At 68.3% G+C, this 16209-nt stretch carries 15 protein-coding genes; 5 read left to right on the top strand and 10 right to left on the bottom strand.

Going from position 1 to position 16209, the window contains the following annotated elements; all coding sequences use genetic code 11:
- Nucleotides 1-97: 97 nt before the first annotated feature.
- The 7 genes from rhaI to E4M00_RS08735 all read right to left on the bottom strand — a co-directional run bounded on the left by rhaI (nucleotide 98) and on the right by E4M00_RS08735 (nucleotide 7984).
- Nucleotides 98-1264 carry an L-rhamnose isomerase gene (gene rhaI, locus E4M00_RS08765; protein WP_193555563.1) on the bottom strand — a complete coding sequence of 389 codons (1167 nt, stop codon included), beginning with the start codon at nucleotides 1262-1264 and terminating at the stop codon, nucleotides 98-100.
- Entirely contained in the window at nucleotides 1261-1632 is a 372-nt protein-coding gene (locus tag E4M00_RS08760) for an L-rhamnose mutarotase (protein ID WP_135120537.1), read from the bottom strand. The genes rhaI and E4M00_RS08760 overlap by 4 nt, the downstream gene beginning before the upstream one ends.
- Before the next feature lie 41 nt (nucleotides 1633-1673).
- Nucleotides 1674-3143 carry an L-fucose/L-arabinose isomerase family protein gene (locus tag E4M00_RS08755; protein ID WP_135120116.1) on the bottom strand — a complete coding sequence of 490 codons (1470 nt, stop codon included), beginning with the start codon at nucleotides 3141-3143 and terminating at the stop codon, nucleotides 1674-1676.
- A 90-nt stretch (nucleotides 3144-3233) separates the two neighbouring features.
- Nucleotides 3234-4301 (bottom strand): rhamnose ABC transporter substrate-binding protein, encoded by a 1068-nt coding sequence (rhaS, locus tag E4M00_RS08750; protein ID WP_193555562.1) that lies wholly within the window; start codon nucleotides 4299-4301, stop codon nucleotides 3234-3236.
- A 14-nt stretch (nucleotides 4302-4315) separates the two neighbouring features.
- Nucleotides 4316-5410 (bottom strand): ABC transporter permease, encoded by a 1095-nt coding sequence (locus E4M00_RS08745; RefSeq protein WP_135120115.1) that lies wholly within the window; start codon nucleotides 5408-5410, stop codon nucleotides 4316-4318.
- Nucleotides 5403-6452: an ABC transporter permease gene (locus tag E4M00_RS08740; RefSeq protein WP_240036957.1), complete on the bottom strand. Its 1050-nt coding sequence runs from the start codon at nucleotides 6450-6452 to the stop codon at nucleotides 5403-5405. The genes E4M00_RS08745 and E4M00_RS08740 overlap by 8 nt, the downstream gene beginning before the upstream one ends.
- Nucleotides 6449-7984: a sugar ABC transporter ATP-binding protein gene (locus tag E4M00_RS08735; protein ID WP_135120114.1), complete on the bottom strand. Its 1536-nt coding sequence runs from the start codon at nucleotides 7982-7984 to the stop codon at nucleotides 6449-6451. Before E4M00_RS08735 ends, E4M00_RS08740 begins: the two co-directional genes overlap by 4 nt.
- A gap of 216 nt (nucleotides 7985-8200) precedes the next feature.
- Between E4M00_RS08735 and E4M00_RS08730 the strand changes: the two genes are divergently transcribed.
- A complete protein-coding gene (locus tag E4M00_RS08730) occupies nucleotides 8201-9211 on the top strand; it encodes a LacI family DNA-binding transcriptional regulator (RefSeq protein ID WP_135120113.1) in 1011 nt (336 codons plus the stop codon).
- 37 nt (nucleotides 9212-9248) lie between these two features.
- Here the strand turns inward: E4M00_RS08730 and E4M00_RS08725 are convergent, their stop codons facing one another.
- From E4M00_RS08725 to E4M00_RS08715, 3 genes are all read right to left on the bottom strand, one after another.
- Nucleotides 9249-10730: an MFS transporter gene (locus E4M00_RS08725; RefSeq protein ID WP_135120534.1), complete on the bottom strand. Its 1482-nt coding sequence runs from the start codon at nucleotides 10728-10730 to the stop codon at nucleotides 9249-9251.
- A 5-nt stretch (nucleotides 10731-10735) separates the two neighbouring features.
- On the bottom strand, nucleotides 10736-11155 hold the full coding sequence (locus tag E4M00_RS08720; protein ID WP_135120112.1) for a MarR family winged helix-turn-helix transcriptional regulator: 420 nt from the start codon (nucleotides 11153-11155) through the stop codon (nucleotides 10736-10738).
- Between the two features lie 171 nt (nucleotides 11156-11326).
- Complete coding sequence (locus E4M00_RS08715) at nucleotides 11327-11782, bottom strand: DoxX family protein (protein WP_135120111.1); 456 nt, start codon at nucleotides 11780-11782, stop codon at nucleotides 11327-11329.
- 56 nt (nucleotides 11783-11838) lie between these two features.
- Between E4M00_RS08715 and E4M00_RS08710 the strand changes: the two genes are divergently transcribed.
- The 4 genes from E4M00_RS08710 (at nucleotide 11839) to E4M00_RS08695 (ending at nucleotide 16183) form a co-directional block, all read left to right on the top strand.
- Nucleotides 11839-12618 carry an SDR family oxidoreductase gene (locus E4M00_RS08710; RefSeq protein WP_135120110.1) on the top strand — a complete coding sequence of 260 codons (780 nt, stop codon included), beginning with the start codon at nucleotides 11839-11841 and terminating at the stop codon, nucleotides 12616-12618.
- Nucleotides 12619-12720: 102 nt separating this feature from the next.
- A complete protein-coding gene (locus tag E4M00_RS08705; RefSeq protein ID WP_135120109.1) occupies nucleotides 12721-14418 on the top strand; it encodes a circularly permuted type 2 ATP-grasp protein in 1698 nt (565 codons plus the stop codon).
- Entirely contained in the window at nucleotides 14412-15341 is a 930-nt protein-coding gene (locus E4M00_RS08700; RefSeq protein ID WP_135120108.1) for an alpha-E domain-containing protein, read from the top strand. The genes E4M00_RS08705 and E4M00_RS08700 overlap by 7 nt, the downstream gene beginning before the upstream one ends.
- Entirely contained in the window at nucleotides 15338-16183 is an 846-nt protein-coding gene (locus tag E4M00_RS08695) for a transglutaminase family protein (RefSeq protein WP_135120107.1), read from the top strand. Before E4M00_RS08700 ends, E4M00_RS08695 begins: the two co-directional genes overlap by 4 nt.
- The last annotated feature ends 26 nt before the right edge of the window (nucleotides 16184-16209 follow it).

The raw sequence follows: 16209 nt of genomic DNA, 5'->3' as shown, positions 1-16209 counted from the left end.
AGGCGGAACCGGATGGGATGACGACGAACATGGGCGACTCGGTGTCTGGTCGGGGGTCGGCGGGGGCGTCGGGCTGGAGGCGCGGGGCGGAGGCGGGTCAGGCGCCCCAGCTGAGCTGGGTTCCGCCGGCGCGGTCCTCGGCGATCCGCTGCTGGTAGCCGGATGCCGCGTAGGCGGCCATCGGGTCGCCGGCGAGTCCGCGGCTCTCACGCCAGGCGGCGAGGTCGGGACGCACATCCGTGTAGAAGGCGTCCATCAGGATGCCGTTGGCGCCGAGAACGTCGTGCGCCTCCTGGGCTGCCGTGAGGGCGGCGCTGTCGACGAGAAGCGCGCGGGCCGTCATCTCCTGCACGTTCAGCACCGAGCGGATCTGGCCGGGGATCTTGTCCTCGACGTTGTGGCACTGGTCGAGCATGAAGGCCACGGGGGAGTCGGGGCCGTAGCCGCCGCCGCGCACGACCTCGTAGATGATGCGGAACAGCTGGAACGGGTCGGCAGCGCCCACGATGAGGTCGTCGTCGGCGTAGAAGCGCGAGTTGAAGTCGAAGGAGCCGAGCTTGCCGAGGCGCAGCAGCTGCATGACGATGAACTCGATGTTGGTGCCCGGCGCGTGGTGGCCGGTGTCGAGGCACACCATCGCCTTGTCGCCGAGGGTCGCGACCTGGGCGTAGCTGGTACCCCAGTCGGGAACATCCGTGTGGTAGAAAGCCGGCTCGAAGAACTTGTACTCCAGCACCAGGCGGTGATCGTCGCCGAGGCGGGCGTAGATCTGGCGCAGCGAGTCGTTCAGGCGGTCCTGACGGCCGCGCAGATCGCCCTGGCCCGGGTAGTTCGTGCCGTCGGCGAGCCAGATCTTGAGGTCCTGCGAGCCCGTCGCGTGCATGATGTCGATGCAGTCGAAGTGGTGGTCGATGGCCTTCTGGCGGATGACCGGGTCGACGTGGGTGAGCGAGCCGAACTTGTAGTCGTTGTCCTGGAAGGTGTTGGAGTTCACCGTTCCGAGCGCCACGCCCTGGTCCTCGGCGAAGGCGCGCAGGGCGGCGTAATCGTCGACCTTGTCCCACGGGATGTGCAGCGCCACCTTCGGGGCGAGCGCCGTGAAGCGGTTGACCGTCGCGGCGTCCGCGATCTTCTCCTCGGGCGTGCGCGGGGTTCCCGGCGTCGTGAACACCTTGAAGCGGGTACCGGAGTTGCCGAACGCCCACGAGGGCAGTTCGATCGCCTGCTGCTCCAGCAGGGCGAGGGTGTCTGGGGAGAGGCTCACGAGTGGTTCCTTTCGAGCGAGCTGTCGGCATCGGATGCCGCTGAGAGTTGGGTGTCGAGGTTGAAGATCTCGGTCAGGCGGAGGAAGCCCTCGTCGGGCGCGACGTCGAGGTCTTCGAAGAAGTCGCCCATCTCGGCCTGCCAGCGCGCGTTGACCTCGGTCGCGGCCATGCCGGCCTGGGCTGCCTCGAGCGAGGGAGTCTCGAAGTAGCCGATGAGCAGGCCGTCGTCACGCACGAAGAGCGAGTAGTTGTTCCAGCCGGTGTCCTTGAGGGCGCGGAGCATATCGGGCCACACCGCTGCGTGCCTCTCGCGGTATTCGGCGAGACGCTCCGGCTTCACCTGGAGCTGGAAGCAGACGCGTTGCATGCCGGCCTCGTCAGCCGACCCGCCCGCGGGGACCTCGCCGCTCACAGCCGGATTCCCGTCTCGGCGGCCACGTCGACGTGGCGGTGTTCGAGGCCGATGAGGCTGGCGGCGGCCTTCACCTCGGCAGCCCGGTGTCCGGTGGCGAGAGCCCAATGGTGGTCCACCCCGGACGCGCTCCACGAGTCGACCCATTCGCCGGGGTCGCAACCGAAGTCGACGCGGGAGGTCGTGTTCCCGATGGCGAGGAGCGGCCCCGGAACGACGGTTCCCTCGCTGGTCACCAGCACGTAGCTGCCGTTGCGATTCTGGCCAAGGCCGATCGTGGTGACGGCGCCGGGCTTGACGTCGAATTCGACGCTCACGCCGTAGCCGCGCTTGCCGTGATAGATGCCGAGCCCGCGGAGAATGGGCTGGCGAGCCCCGATCGCGAGGTGCGCCGGGCCGTCGTGCCCCATCTCGACGACGCCGTCGAAGAAGTTGAGGGCCTGGATCTCGGTGAAGGATCCTCCGGCGCCGAGGGTGTCGCCGATGAGCATGGCGATCGAGTTGCGCAGCTCGTACTCCCCGGCGATCGGAACACCCCGCGCCGTGAGGAGCGACGAGCCGAGGATCATGCCGGCACCGAGACGTTCGTGCAGTTCTCCGCCGAGCCCGCGGTGGTAGTAGGCCATGCTGTCGAGGTCGAAGTCCTCGATGAGCCTGTCGAGTCCGACGGAGACGCGGGCGCCCCAGAGGAAGTCCTCCTCGGCGACCGACGCCTCATCGATCTCGAAGACCTGTCTGGCGAGGTCGATGCGGTCGCGGGCCTGCGCATCCGTCACCTCGTCGACGCGTACGCGCAGGTCGTCGAACTCCAGAACCTCCACATGTCCGCCGAGCTGAGTCGACACGCTGGTGAGGTCGGTGGAGACGTCGAGCATCCCCGGGTACAGGTGGCCCATGAGTCCGTGGCGCGCATGCCGGAGGCGGGCGCGCACATGGGCGGCCTGGATCCAGTTGTTGATGCGCCGCCACGCGTTCTCGTCGCGCAGGTGACCGCTGACCGACCGGAAGTCGATGCCGGCACGGCGGAAGAGATTGCCGACCTCGGGAACCGAGCACTGCCCGCAGTAGGCGAGCCACTCCCCGGTGCCGAAAGTCGCGTGGTCCATGGCCTCGGTGGGCTGGAGGTCGATGATCAGGATCGGCGCGCCGGAGCGCTGCGCGATGGGGAGAACCATCGACGAGGTCAGGTAGGTCGTGAGGAAGATCACGATGAGGTCGGGATCGGCCGCGCGGAGTCGTTCGGCGGCTGCTGCAGCCTCCTGCGCATCCGAGATGAACCCGACATCGGTCACGTCGGCATCGAGGGCCTGGAACCGCTCGCTCACATAACGCGACGACTCCTGCAGTTGCGGCAGCAGTGTGGGGAACTGGGGCCAATAGGCGCCGAGTCCGCCTGCGATGAGGCCGATGCGGGTCTTCCGGCGCGTGATGCGCGGCAGAAGATCGGCGACGGATGTCGTGGTCATGGTGCTGGTCTCCCGATTGGGTCCGGAACGAGAAGGATCGCGCGAGGCGAGGGATGCGGGGCCGACCGGGTGGCCGGCCCCGCGTGACGACTAGAAGTCGTAGTCGTCGATGTTGTCCTTCGTGAAGGTGGTGGGCGGGCCGACGATGACGATGCCGCCGTCGGTCACCTCCTTCTCACCGAGGTCGCCGGCGTCGAACTTGTCGCCGACCTCTCCGGTGATCGTGCCGTCAGCGAGCGCCTTGCCGGCGAAGGCCGCGACGTAGCCGAGCTGAGCCGGGTCCCAGAGGGCGAATGCCTTGACGGTGTCGTCCTTGACGAAAGGACGCATCTCGTTCGGCAGACCCAGACCGGTCAGCGCGACCTTGCCCTTGTAGTCCGAGGTGGAGAGGTAGCGGGCCGTGGCGGCGATGCCGACCGTCGTGGGCGAGATGATGCCCTTGAGGTTCGGGTGTGCCTGCAGGAGCCCCTGGGCCTCCTGGAAGGACTTCGTGTCGTCGTCGTCGCCGTAGACGGTCGCGACGAGCTTGATGTCCGGGTAGTTGGCCTTCAGGTCCTCCTCCATGAACTTGATCCACTCGTTCTGGTTGGTGGCGTTCGCGGTGGCCGAGAGGATCGCGATCTCCCCAGATCCGCCGATCTGCTCCGAGATGAGCTTCGTCTGGATCAACGCGACGTCCTTGGCGACGACCTGGCTGATGAAGACGTCGCGGCAGTCGGGGTTGGTGTCCGAGTCGAAAGCGACGATCTTGGCGCCGCCGGTACGCGCCTCCTCAAGGGAGGAGCAGACGGCGTCGGGGTCGTTCGCGGCGATCACGATGACGTTGGTGCCGGCCTGGGTCTCGGCGTTGATGAAGGAGACCTGGCTGGAGGCACTCGCATCGAGGGGTCCGACGACCTGGCTCGACGCGAATCCAGCGGCCTTGGCTCCTTCCTCTCCGCCGCCGAGGACGACGTCGGTGTACGGGTTGTTGAGCTGCTTCGGGATGAACGTGATCGTCTGGTCGCCGCCACCGCCCGAGCCACTCGTGCTACCGCTGTCGGATCCGCCGCCGGCGCATCCCGTCGCCACGAGGGCGATGCTGGCTGTCAGTGCCGCGACACCGAGAATGCGGCGGGTGCGCATGCTCCTGGTGCCGTGATTGTGAAACAACTCCATCGTTCTTTCCTTTCTCAGTGCGCCGGGTGCTCGGCGCGGGTTGATCCCGAGGTTGTGACCTGGGGAAGACTGTTTCGAACCTGTCGATCGTGTTGCCAGCGGCGCACGGAGGCGAAGATGCTCGGCGTCACGACGCTGAGGATGAGCAGCGTTCCGGTGACGATGATGAGGACGACGTCGGAGACGCGACCGAGGCGCAGGGCGTAGTTGATCGTGCCGATCAGGAGCACGCCGGCGATGACCCCGGGAATCGATCCCTTGCCACCGAAGATCGATACTCCGCCCAGGAGCACGGCGGCGATCACCGCGAGTTCGAGGCCGCTCGCGTTGTCGCTGCGGGCGCTCGAGTACCGGAGCGTCCAGTACACGCCGGCGAGGGCGGACACCGAGCCTGTGGCGACGTACAGCCAGAACTTGCTTCGGGCCACCTTGATGCCGACGAACCGTGCAGCCTCCTTGCTGTAGCCGAGAGCGTAGAGTCCGCGGCCGAAGGGGGTGAAGTGCAGGAGGACGCCGAAGAACACCATGACGATGAGCACGCCGATCATCACGGTCGGAATCCCGGTGCCGCCGATCTTCGAGGTGAAGAACGCCGTCAGGTCAGGGGGGAAGTTCGCCACGGCGTTGTCGCCGATGACCACGAGGGCGAGCCCGCGGAACAGCGCGAGGGTACCGATCGTCACGGCCAGGCTCGGGAGGCCGACGACCGCGATGAGGAAGCCGTTGAACGCTCCGGCGACGACGCCGGCCGCTACCGAGATGGCGAGCACGAGTGGCATGTCGAGGCCCGCCTGCCAGAGCACTCCCATGAGCGCACTGGTGAGGCCGGCGATGCTCGCGACCGAGAGGTCGATCTCCCCCGTGATGATGACGAGGGTCATCGGCATGGCGATCAGCAGCACGGGAATGACATCGAGCAGCAGGAAGCCGACAGTGACGGGTGAGGCGAACCGCGGGATCGAGATGCACGCGTAGAGCACGAACACGAGCAGCGCGTAGATCATGATGGCGTCGCGCCCGAGCAGCAGCCGCGCAGCTCGCGACCGCTTCTTCGGGGCGAGGGCGCTGATCGTGCCCGTGGGCGGGGGTGCAGTCACTGTCTCAGACATCCCGGGCCTCGCTCACTCGCAGTCTCCTTGCTGTTCGGACGGATGCGATGCGATCGATGACGATCGACGCCAGGATCAGCACGCCGACGATCGCCTGCTGCCAGAACTTGTCGACGCGCACCGCGGTCAGTGCGCCCGTGATGGTCGTGAGCAGGAGGGCACCGAACGCGGCGCCGACGACCGAGCCGCTGCCGCCGAAGATCGCGACACCGCCGACCACGGCCGCGGCGACCACGTCGAGCTCGAGGCCGGTGCCCGTCGTGGCCCCGACCGAGTTGAAGCGCGAGGTGTAGAGCACTCCCGCCAGGCCGGCGAGGACGCCGTTGGCAACGAAGGCGAGCAGCACCCGCTTGGTCACGGGGATGCCGAACACCCGCGCGGCATCCGGATCGGAGCCGATGGCGTAGAGGTCGCGTCCCGATCGTGCTCCGGCCATGAAGATCGCCACGATCACCACGACGAACACCGCCATGAGCGTGATGAGCGGGAAGCCGAGCACAGTGTCGACCGAGAGGTTGCCGAAGGCCTCGGGGCGGTCGTCGGCGAAGTACTGCGTTCCGCCCGCCCAGGCGTTGTTGAGGCCCCGGTAGATGTAGAGCGTTCCGAGGGTGATGACGAGTGCCGGCACCTTCGCGAGGGTGACGAGGAGACCGTTGACCGCTCCCAGCAGCGCCCCGAACACCATGCCGAGGATGAAGACGGCGACGATCGGGATGCCGGGGAAGCTCACGAACAGGGTTCCGGTGCCGAACGCCACGAGCCCGAGGATGGAGCCGACCGACAGGTCGACGTTGCGCGTGATGATCACGATGGCCTGACCGACCGCCAGGATCATCACGATGGTGGCGTTCAGCAGCATGTCCTTCACGCCCTGGGGGCTGAGGAACAGCGGGTTGATCGCCCAGGTCACGAGTACCAGGGCGACGAGCGCGAGGATGACGGGCAGTTCGCGCAGGTGCATCACGGATCCGATGATGTTGCGCTTCTCCGATGCAGCGGGAGTGGGCGTCCCACTCCCGGTCGGCTGGACTGTCGTTGTCACAGGGCACCCTCCATCGATGCTGTTGCGGCGTGCATGACGGCCTCGGGCGTGGCATCCGCTCGATCGAGCCGTGCCGTGATCCGTCCCTCGTGCATGACGAGGACGCGGTCGGCCATGCCGAGTACCTCCGGCAGTTCGGAGGAGATCATGAGGATTGCGATTCCGCGGCCGGCGAGGTCGGAGAGCAGCTTGTGCACGGCGGACTTGGTGCCCACGTCGATTCCGCGGGTGGGCTCGTCGACGATGAGCAGCTTCGGCTCGGTGGCCAGCCACTTGGCCAGCACCACCTTCTGCTGGTTGCCGCCTGAGAGCGTCGAGACCGGCAGGTCCTGGTATCCGGCCTTCACCTGCAGGAGGTTCGACCACTTCTCGGAGGCCTCGCGCTCCCGCGCGCCGCTGATGATGCCGAATCGCGCGAGTGAGTTGCGCAAAGTAAGCGCCGTGTTGCGGGCGACCGTCAGGTCCATGACGAGCCCCTGCTTGCGTCGATCCTCGGGCACGAAGCCGATGCCGGCGTTGATGGCGGCTTGCGGATCGCGCGGCTTGAGCCGGGATCCGAGAAGGGTCACGGTTCCCCGGTCGTAGGCGTCGATGCCGAAGACCGCGCGGGCGACCTCGGTTCGACCGGCGCCGACGAGACCCGAGAGAGCGACGATCTCTCCAGATCGCACGTCGAAGTCGATGTCGCTGAACACGCCTGCTCTGCCCAGGCCGACGACCGAGAGTACGACGTCGCCGATGTCGGCATCCTCCTTGGGGAAGAGGGTGGCGATGTCCCGGCCGACCATCTCTCGAACGATCTGTTCGACAGTCGCACCGGATGTCTCATGGGTGGCGATGTAGCGTCCGTCGCGCATGACGGTGATGCGGTCGCACAGGGCGAACACCTCGTCGAAGCGGTGCGAGATGAACAGGATGGCAGCGCCCCTGTCGCGCAGGCTCCGCGCGACGGCGAAGAGCCGTTCGACCTCGATGCCCGACAGCGCCGCCGTCGGTTCGTCCATGATGAGCACACGGGCATCGAGGGAGATGGCCTTCGCGATCTCGATGATCTGCTGATCGGCGATCGAGAGGCCCTCGGCGACGCGATCAGGGTCGATGGGAACTCCGAGGGTTGCGAAGAGTTCGCGCGCCTGACGGCGCATGGCCGTGCGGCTGATCAGCCCTGCCCGGCCCTTCGGCTGGCGGCCGATGAAGATGTTCTCGGCGACGGTCAGGTCGGGGAACAGTGTCGGCTCCTGGTAGATGACCGAGATGCCGGCCGCCTTGCTGTCGGCGACCGAGCGGAACGCCACGGCCTCGCCGTCGACGAGGAACTCGCCTGCATCGGGGTGGTACAGCCCGGCGAGGATCTTGACGAGCGTCGACTTGCCAGCGCCGTTCTCTCCGACGAGGGCGTGGATCTCACCGGCGGCGAGCTGGACGGTTCCGTCGGCGAGGGCGATCACCGGACCGAAGGTCTTGGCCGCTCCCTGCAGCGAGAGTGCGAAGGGCCCCCGTGCGTCGGTGGCTGGTGCTTGGTCGAGCGTCATTGGTTGACCAGATCTCCCCGTCGAGAATGAATCGTTTCAAGAATTGAACAAGCGAAACTGTATGACGACAGATACCCGAGAGTCAAGCGCTTCACGCCGATAGTCGTTCAATATTGACTTTGACGGGCAGTCGCGCTTTGATTCGTTTCACTGCGATGAGGCGCCCCGAGGGATCTCGGCTGCTGGAGTGGTCGTGGGGATGAGGAGGGGGAAGGCATGTCGGTCAGTGTGCGCGACGTCGCGGCCGCGGCATCCGTCTCCGTGGGAACGGTCTCGAACGTGCTCAACCATCCCGGCAAGGTCGCTCCCGAGACCGTGGCCAGGGTGCAGGCCGCGATCGAGAAGCTCGGCTTCGTGCGCAACGACGCCGCCAGGCAGTTGCGAGCCGGCAAGAGCCGCAGCATCGGCATGGTGGTGCTCGACGTCGGCAACCCGTTCTTCACCGATGTCGCCCGGGGAGCAGAGGATCGCGCGGCCGAAGACGGCTTCACCCTGCTGCTCGGCAACAGCGACGAGAAGCTGGCGCGCGAGGGGTCGTACCTCGACCTGTTCGAGGAGCAGCGCGTGCACGGCATCCTCATCACCCCGGTCGGGGAGGACCTGACGCGGCTCGGACGAGTGCAGGCCAACGGAACGCCGGCGGTGCTCGTCGACCGCGAGGCCGATCGCGCCCAGTTCTCGTCGGTGTCGGTCGACGACGTGGCCGGCGGCTATCTCGCCGTTCGGCACCTCATCGAGCAGGGCAAGCGGCGCATCGCCTTCGTGGGTGGTCCTCACGGCCTGCGGCAGGTGCAGGATCGCCTCGCCGGGGCACGCAAGGCCGTGGCCGAGGCGCCCGGCGTGCAGCTCGAGCTCATCGACACCGACTCGCTGTCGGTTCTGCAGGGTCGAGCCGCGGGGGAGGCGCTGCAGTCTCGGGAGGCCGTGCACCGGCCCGACGGGGTGTTCGCAGCCAACGACCTCCTCGCCATGGGCGTGCTCCAGGCGCTGCACATGCTGGGCGACATCCGCATCCCCGACGACATCGCCCTGATCGGCTACGACGACATCGGCTTCGCGTCGGCCGCCGTCGTGCCGCTGTCGTCGATCCGTCAGCCCGCAGCCCTCATCGGCTACACCGCGGTCGACCTCATGCTGCGCGAGGCTGCAGCCGGCGCAGGGTTCGAGCGCGAGCACGTGGTGTTCCAGCCCGAACTCGTCGTGCGGCAGTCGACGAGCGGAGCCTGAGAAGCGCCCTGCGCCGCCCGCACACCCGCCCGCGCCGTCAGTTCGTGCGCGGCAGCGGCCCGGTGCGCGTGTGCCCGTGGGCGTGCCCGTGCCCGTGGGCATCGCGCGGCGGCAACTTCGGCAGTGGGATCGGCGAGGTGAGCGCCAGCTCGTCCGAGAAGTCCTCGGGCAGCGGATGCCGCGACGCCGTGGGGGCGGCATCCGTCACCGTCACTCCGGACCGTGTCGCACCGGGCAGCGTCACGCGGTCGCCCACCGCGATGGCGTCGGAGGCCTCGACCGAGGCGACGGCGAAGCGCCACCGAGTCTGCGGAACGCGCACCAGGCGCACCCCGCGGGAGAAGAACATCCAGCACGCGCCGATCACGAATCCGGTGGTGGCGGCGATGGCGGCCACACCGAGCCCCCACCGGGGACCGAACGCGTCAGCCACCCAGCCGATGATGGGGGCGCCGAAGAGCGTGCCTCCCATGAGCAGTGCCATGTAGAGGGCCAGTACGCGGCCGCGCAATTCGCCGGGCACCGTGGTCTGCACGTAGCCGTTCGCCGTGGTGAGCAGGGTGACCGTGCCGAAGCCGATGAAGATGAGCGACACGGCGAAGGTCGCGTAGCTGGGCATGAGCGAGGCGGCGAGGGCGGCGAGTCCGAAGAAGCCGGTCGCGGCGATCACCACGCGCAGGCGGGCGCGCGATCGACGGGCCGAGAGCAGCGCCGCCGTCAGGGATCCGATCGCGAGGATCGATGAGAGCAGGCCGTACTCGCCGGCGCCCTCACCGAACTCGACGGCCATGGTCGAGGCGAAGATGGGGAAGTTCATGCCGAACGCGCTCACCAGGAACACGATCACGAACACGACCTTGAGGTCGGGGCGCGTCGCCACGTACCTGAAGCCCTGCACGAACTGGCCGCGGGCGCGCTTCATCTTCGGGTGCAGCCGCAGCTCGTCGCGTCGCAGCATCACGAGCGCGGCGAGCATGGCGATGAAGGTGAAGGCGTTCACGATGAACACCCAGCCCGACCCGATCACGACGATGAGGAGGCCGGCGACGGCCGGGCCGATGAGGCGGGCCGTGTTGAAGGACGCCGCGTTCAGGGCGACGGCGTTCGAGGTGTTCTGCCCCGAGACCAGGTCGCTCACGAAGCTCTGGCGAGCCGGTGCATCGAAGGCGTTCGTGATGCCGAGCGCCAGCGCGAAGGCGTAGAGGTGCCAGAGCTCGGCGTGGCCGGCGAGCAGCAGCACCCCGAGGCCGACGGCCAACAGCATGAGCACCGACTGCGTCACGAGCAGGATGCGCCTGCGGTCGAAGCGGTCGGCGACGAGACCGGTGAACGGCACGAGCACGAGCTGGGGTCCGAACTGCAGTGCCATCGTGAATCCGACGGCGACGGCGCTGTTCTGGGTGAGCTGGGTGAGCACCACCCAGTCCTGCGTGGTCGACTGCATCCAGCCGCCGATGTTGGAGACGAGGGCGCCGACGAACCAGATTCTGTAGTTGTAGCCCGAGAGGGAGCGGAACATGGCACTCACTGGGTGGCGAGCCTCCCCATGAGCTCGGCGGCACGGGCGAGCAGGTCGCGCTCGTCGGCGGTGAGGTCGCGCATGCGCTCGGTGAGCCAGGCGTCGCGCTTGGAGACTGTCGCCTCGACGAGCTCGATCCCGGATGCCGTGAGGCTGATGTTCGTCTTCCGCCGGTCGACGGCATCCTCGGTGCGGGCGAGGAAGCCCGCTTCCTCGAGGCAGTTGACCGTGCGATTCATCGACGGGGCCGACACGCGCTCGCGCTCGGCCAGGGCCGACAGCGTGTGCGCTCCGTGGATCGACAGGGTCGCGAGCACGGCGAACTGCGCGTCGGACACGGAGTCGTCGCTCTTCTGGGCGCGGAGTCGCCGGGCCAGGCGGAACGTCGACATCCGCAGGAGGGAGCTCTGCTGGGGAATCGTCATGAGATTACTTAGCTTAGCTCATTAGTCTGGCTAAGTGATTGTCGTTCGCTGAGGGCCGAGCGCAGCGACCGCCCGAAGCGCATCGATGACCCTGGAGCGCTTCGACCGCGGACTGCGTCCGGGCCTCAGCCAGCGGGTAGAGGCCTCAGCGACCGTTCCGAGGTGGCTCGGCTACTTCTTGCGCAGCGCCCGGAGCGCCCCCGTCGACCAGAGCGCCCACAGCACCAGCAGGGGCTGGAAGATGAGACGGATGCCGCGAGCCGAGTCGGTGTCGAGACCGAAGGCATCCGTTCTGGTGACGTACTGCGAGATGTTGCCCGGGAAGACGGCGACGAAGAACGCGGCGACGATCCAGCCGACGGGAATGCGCCGGCGGCCCAGCACGATGAGCGCGCCGCCGAGGGTGATCTCGACGATGCCGCTGGCGATCACGACGAAGTCCTTGTCGGCCGGAACCCAGTCGGGCACCTGCGCCTGGAAGTCCTGGCGCGCGAAGGTGAGGTGGCTGATGCCGGCGAACAGCAGCGCGGCGCCGAGCGCGATGCGGCCGATGAGCTGCGGCGTGGTCGACGGATGCGGCTTCGCCGTGAGCGAGGTGACGAAGCGGGACGCGAGCGTGGAGGCCATGTCCCCATCCTCACACCGCCGGAGCGCCGATGGAGGGGCTTGTACCGTGTACGAGTATGAGCAAGCAGCAGAGACCCGGCGTCGCCCTCGTCACCGGAGTCGGGCGGCGGCGTTCGATCGGCGCCGGCCTCGCGGTCGGCCTGGCACGCGACGGCTGGGACCTCGCCCTCAACCACTGGACGCCCTACGACGACCGCATCGGCCTCGAGCGCACGCCCGACGACCCTGAGGTGATCGCGGACGAGTGCCGGGCGCTGGGGGTCGAGGTCGTGCTGGTCCCCGGAGATCTCAGCGACCCGGCCACGCCGGGCAGGCTCGTCGAGGGGGCCCGGCGGCTCGGTCCGGTGACAGGTCTGGTGCTGTCGCACTGCGAATCCGTAGACAGTTCGATCCTCACCACCGACCTCGAGAGCTGGGACCGGCACTTCGCCGTCAACGCGCGAGCGACGTGGCTGCTCATCAAGGCGTTCGCCGAACAGCTTCCGCCCTCCGTCGAGCCGGGACGGGTCGGGGGCCGCATCGTCGCGCTCACGAGCGACCACACCGTGCACAACCTGCCGTACGGCGCCAGCAAGGGCGCGCTCGATCGCATCGTGACAGCGGCGGCGGTCGAGCTGGCCGACCGGGGAGTGCGGGCGAACGTCATCAATCCGGGCCCGATCGACACGGGCTGGATGGACGACGCGATCCGCGCGTCGGGGATCGCCGCGACGCCGGCCGGCCGACTGGGGACACCGAGCGACACCGCTGATCTCGTGCGTTTCCTGTTCTCGAACGAGGGCTCCTGGATGAACGGGCAGGTCCTCTTCAGCAACGGCGGGTTCAACGCGGGCTGACCACTCCCGCCACCGGCATCCGTTCCCGTCGATTCCCTGCCGAAAGCAGCCGGGACGCGTGTCGGAAACACGCCCGTAACCCCGCGCTGGAATGCTCGGCCCATGGTGAACCTGTTCGAAGGTTACGGATCCGCGACGATCAAGCGGCGGGGTGCGTCCCCGTGGGATGAGATGTTCCCCGCCATCGGAGACGGCACATCGGTGCGCGAGGCCTACACCGACATCCACTCCGCCCTGGCCCGCATGACGCAGGAGGAACTGCGCGGACGCACCGAGTCGCTGGCCAGTTCGTACCTCGCCCAGGGCGTCACCTTCGACTTCGCCGGCGAGGAGCGCCCGTTCCCCCTGGATGCGGTTCCGCGGGTCATCGACGGTGCCGACTGGACCGTCGTCGAGAAGGGCGTGCAGCAGCGCGTCCGGGCGCTCGAGGCCTTCCTCTCCGATGCCTACGGAGCCCAGGCCGCCGTGCGCGACGGCGTCATCCCGGCAGCCCTCATCTCGAGCTCCACCCACTTCCACCGCCAGGCCGCGGGCATCGTCTCCGCCAACGGCGTGCGCATCCAGGTCTCGGGCATCGATCTCATCCGCGACGAGAACGGCGCCTGGCGCGTGCTCGAGGACAACGTGCGCGTGCCCAGCGGCGTGAGCTACGTCATCTCCAACCGCCGCGTCATGGCGCAGACCCTGCCCGAGCTGTTCAGTTCGATGCACGTGCGCCCCGTCGGCGACTACCCCAACCGCCTGCTCTCGGCGCTCCGGGCCAGCGCACCGGAGGGAGTCGACGATCCCGTGATCGTGGTGCTCACCCCCGGCGTCTACAACTCGGCCTACTTCGAGCACACCCTGCTCGCCCGCCTCATGGGCGTCGAGCTCGTCGAGGGCCGCGACCTGTTCTGCTCCGGCGGCCGCGTCTGGATGCGCACGACATCGGGCCCCACCCGCGTCGACGTCATCTACCGCAGGGTCGACGACGAGTTCATCGACCCGCAGCAGTTCTACCCGGACTCCGTGCTCGGCTCCCCGGGCATCCTGCTGGCCGCCCGCCTCGGCAACGTCACCATCGCCAACGCCGTGGGCAACGGCGTCGCCGACGACAAGCTGGTCTACACCTACGTGCCCGACCTCATCCGGTACTACCTGTCGGAGGAGCCCGTGCTCCCGAACGTCGACACCTGGCGTCTCGAGGATCCGGGGGCGCTCGAGGAGGTCCTCGACCGCCTCGACGAACTCGTGGTCAAGCCGGTCGACGGCTCGGGCGGCAAGGGTCTCGTCGTGGGACCGGATGCGAGCCGCGCCGAACTCGACACCCTGCGCTCGCAGTTGATCGCCGATCCGCGTGGTTGGATCGCGCAGCCCGTCGTGCAGCTCTCCACCATCCCCACCCTCGTCGACGACGGCATGCGCCCACGTCACGCGGACCTCCGGCCGTTCGCCGTCAACGATGGCGAGAACGTCTGGGTCCTCCCGGGTGGCCTGACCCGCGTGGCGCTCCCCGAGGGTCAGCTGGTGGTGAACTCCTCGCAGGGCGGCGGCTCGAAGGACACCTGGGTCACCGGTCGCATCGGGGCTCCTCCGGGCACGGATGCCGCGAGCCTGGTGTCCGATCAGGCCGCCCTGCCGAGCGCCCCGGTGATCTACGACTCCATGCCGGCGGCCGCCACGTCGCCGCAGGACAACGGCGAGGTGCGCCAGCAGCAGGAGCAGCAGCAACAGCAACTCGCGCTCGCGGAGGCCGGCCCTCCGCTCGCTGAGGCCCGGACGAAGTCCGCGGCCAAAGCGCAGGAGGCCCCGACATGCTGAGTCGCATCGCCGAATCGCTGTTCTGGATCGGCCGTTACCTCGAGCGGGCCGACGGCACGGCACGCATCCTCGATGTGCACCTCCAACTGCTGCTCGAGGATCCCTGGATCGACGAGGACACGGCCTGCCGTTCGCTCATCTCGCTCATGGGCGGAGAGGCGAACCCCGACGTGCAGCTGACGCGTAAGGACGTCCTGGCGCTGCTGGCCGTCGACCGCGACAACTCGGCGTCGATCGCCTACTCGTTGAGCTCGGCCCGGGAGAACGCCCGGCGGGCCCGCGAGATCATCTCGACCGAGCTGTGGGAGTGCCTCAACACCACCCACGCCCGGATGCCGCGACGCGTGGCCGGGGACAAGGCGCACGAGTTCTTCCGCTGGGTGCGCGAGCGCACGGCGCTGGCCATCGGCGTGACGGAGACGTCGACCAGCCACGACGATGCCTGGCTGTTCTTCTCCCTGGGCCGCGCCATCGAGCGCGCCGACATGACGGCCCGCCTGCTGGCCACCAGGTCGCTCACCGAGGCGAGCGGGCCGAGCTGGACCACGATCCTGCGCAGCTGCGGCGCCTTCGAGGCCTACCTGCGCAGCTACCGCGGCATGCCGTCGGCCCGCAACGCCGCCGAGTTCCTGCTGCTCGACAGGCTCTTCCCGCGGTCGGTGATGTTCTCGCTCAGCCGCGCCGAGGAGTACCTCGTGGCCCTCGATCCCACCAGCAGTCGACTGGGCGTGCGCGAGGAGGCGCAGCGCGTGCTCGGGCAGATCCGCGCGGAGCTGGAGTTCAGACCGATCAGCGAGATCATCTCCGACCTCCCGGGCCATATGGAAGAGTTCCAGGTGGCGACGGCCTCGGCGAGCGAGGCGATCAGACAGCGATACTTCCCGACGAGCGCCGTTCCCGTCTGGATCGGAGAGAACTCATGAGCCGCCTGCGCATCGTCCACCGCACCGGGTTCTCGTACTCCCGCGCAGCGACGGCCTCATACAACGAGGCACGGATGCTGCCCTGGCACGGCAGCGGCCAGTTCGTGCTCTCGAGCGAATTGCACATCGATCCCGTCGCCCACCAGCACTCGTACATCGACTACTGGGGCACGCGCGTGAGCACCTTCGACGTGCTCACCCCCCACACGGAGCTCTCGGTCACGGCCACGAGCCTGGTCGATGTCGCTCCCGTCGCCCTCACCGGCACGCGACTCGGCTGGGAGGAGCTCGCCGGACTGCGCGAGACCGCCAGCGTCTACGTCGAACAGCTGCGCCAGACCGAGGCCACCCAGCCTCCGGAGGACGTGGCGGCGCTCGCCGCCGAGATCGTCTCGCGCGGACTCGACCCTCACGACGCGGCCCTCGAGATCTGCCGCGCCATCGGAGACGGCATCCAGTACGTGCCGGGTTCGACGCGGGTGAGCTCCACGGCGCGCGAGTCGTGGGAGCAGGGCAAGGGCGTCTGCCAGGACATCGCCCACATCGCCCTCGGCGCGCTCCGCTCCGTCGGCATCCCGGCGCGCTACGTCTCGGGTTACCTGCATCCGAAGCGCGAAGCCGCCATCGGCGAGACCGTCATCGGCGAATCGCACGCCTGGGTCGAGTGGTTCAGTGGCGACTGGGTGGGGTACGACCCCACGAACCAGCTCGAGATCGGTGACAGGCACGTGCTCGTCGGGCGCGGTCGTTCGTACTCGGATGTCTCTCCTCTGCGCGGCGTCTACGCCGGCCCGAGCGCCTCGAAGCTGTTCGTGCGCGTCGAGATCACCCGCGAGGCGTAGGCATCCTTCGCGGTCGCGGGTGCCCT

Origin of the sequence: Orlajensenia leifsoniae, from assembly GCF_004570845.1 — a bacterium.
Lineage (GTDB): Bacteria > Actinomycetota > Actinomycetes > Actinomycetales > Microbacteriaceae > Orlajensenia > Orlajensenia leifsoniae.
The sequence above is the reverse complement of the archived record's forward strand: the minus strand, read 5'-3'. Positions and strand labels throughout refer to the sequence as shown.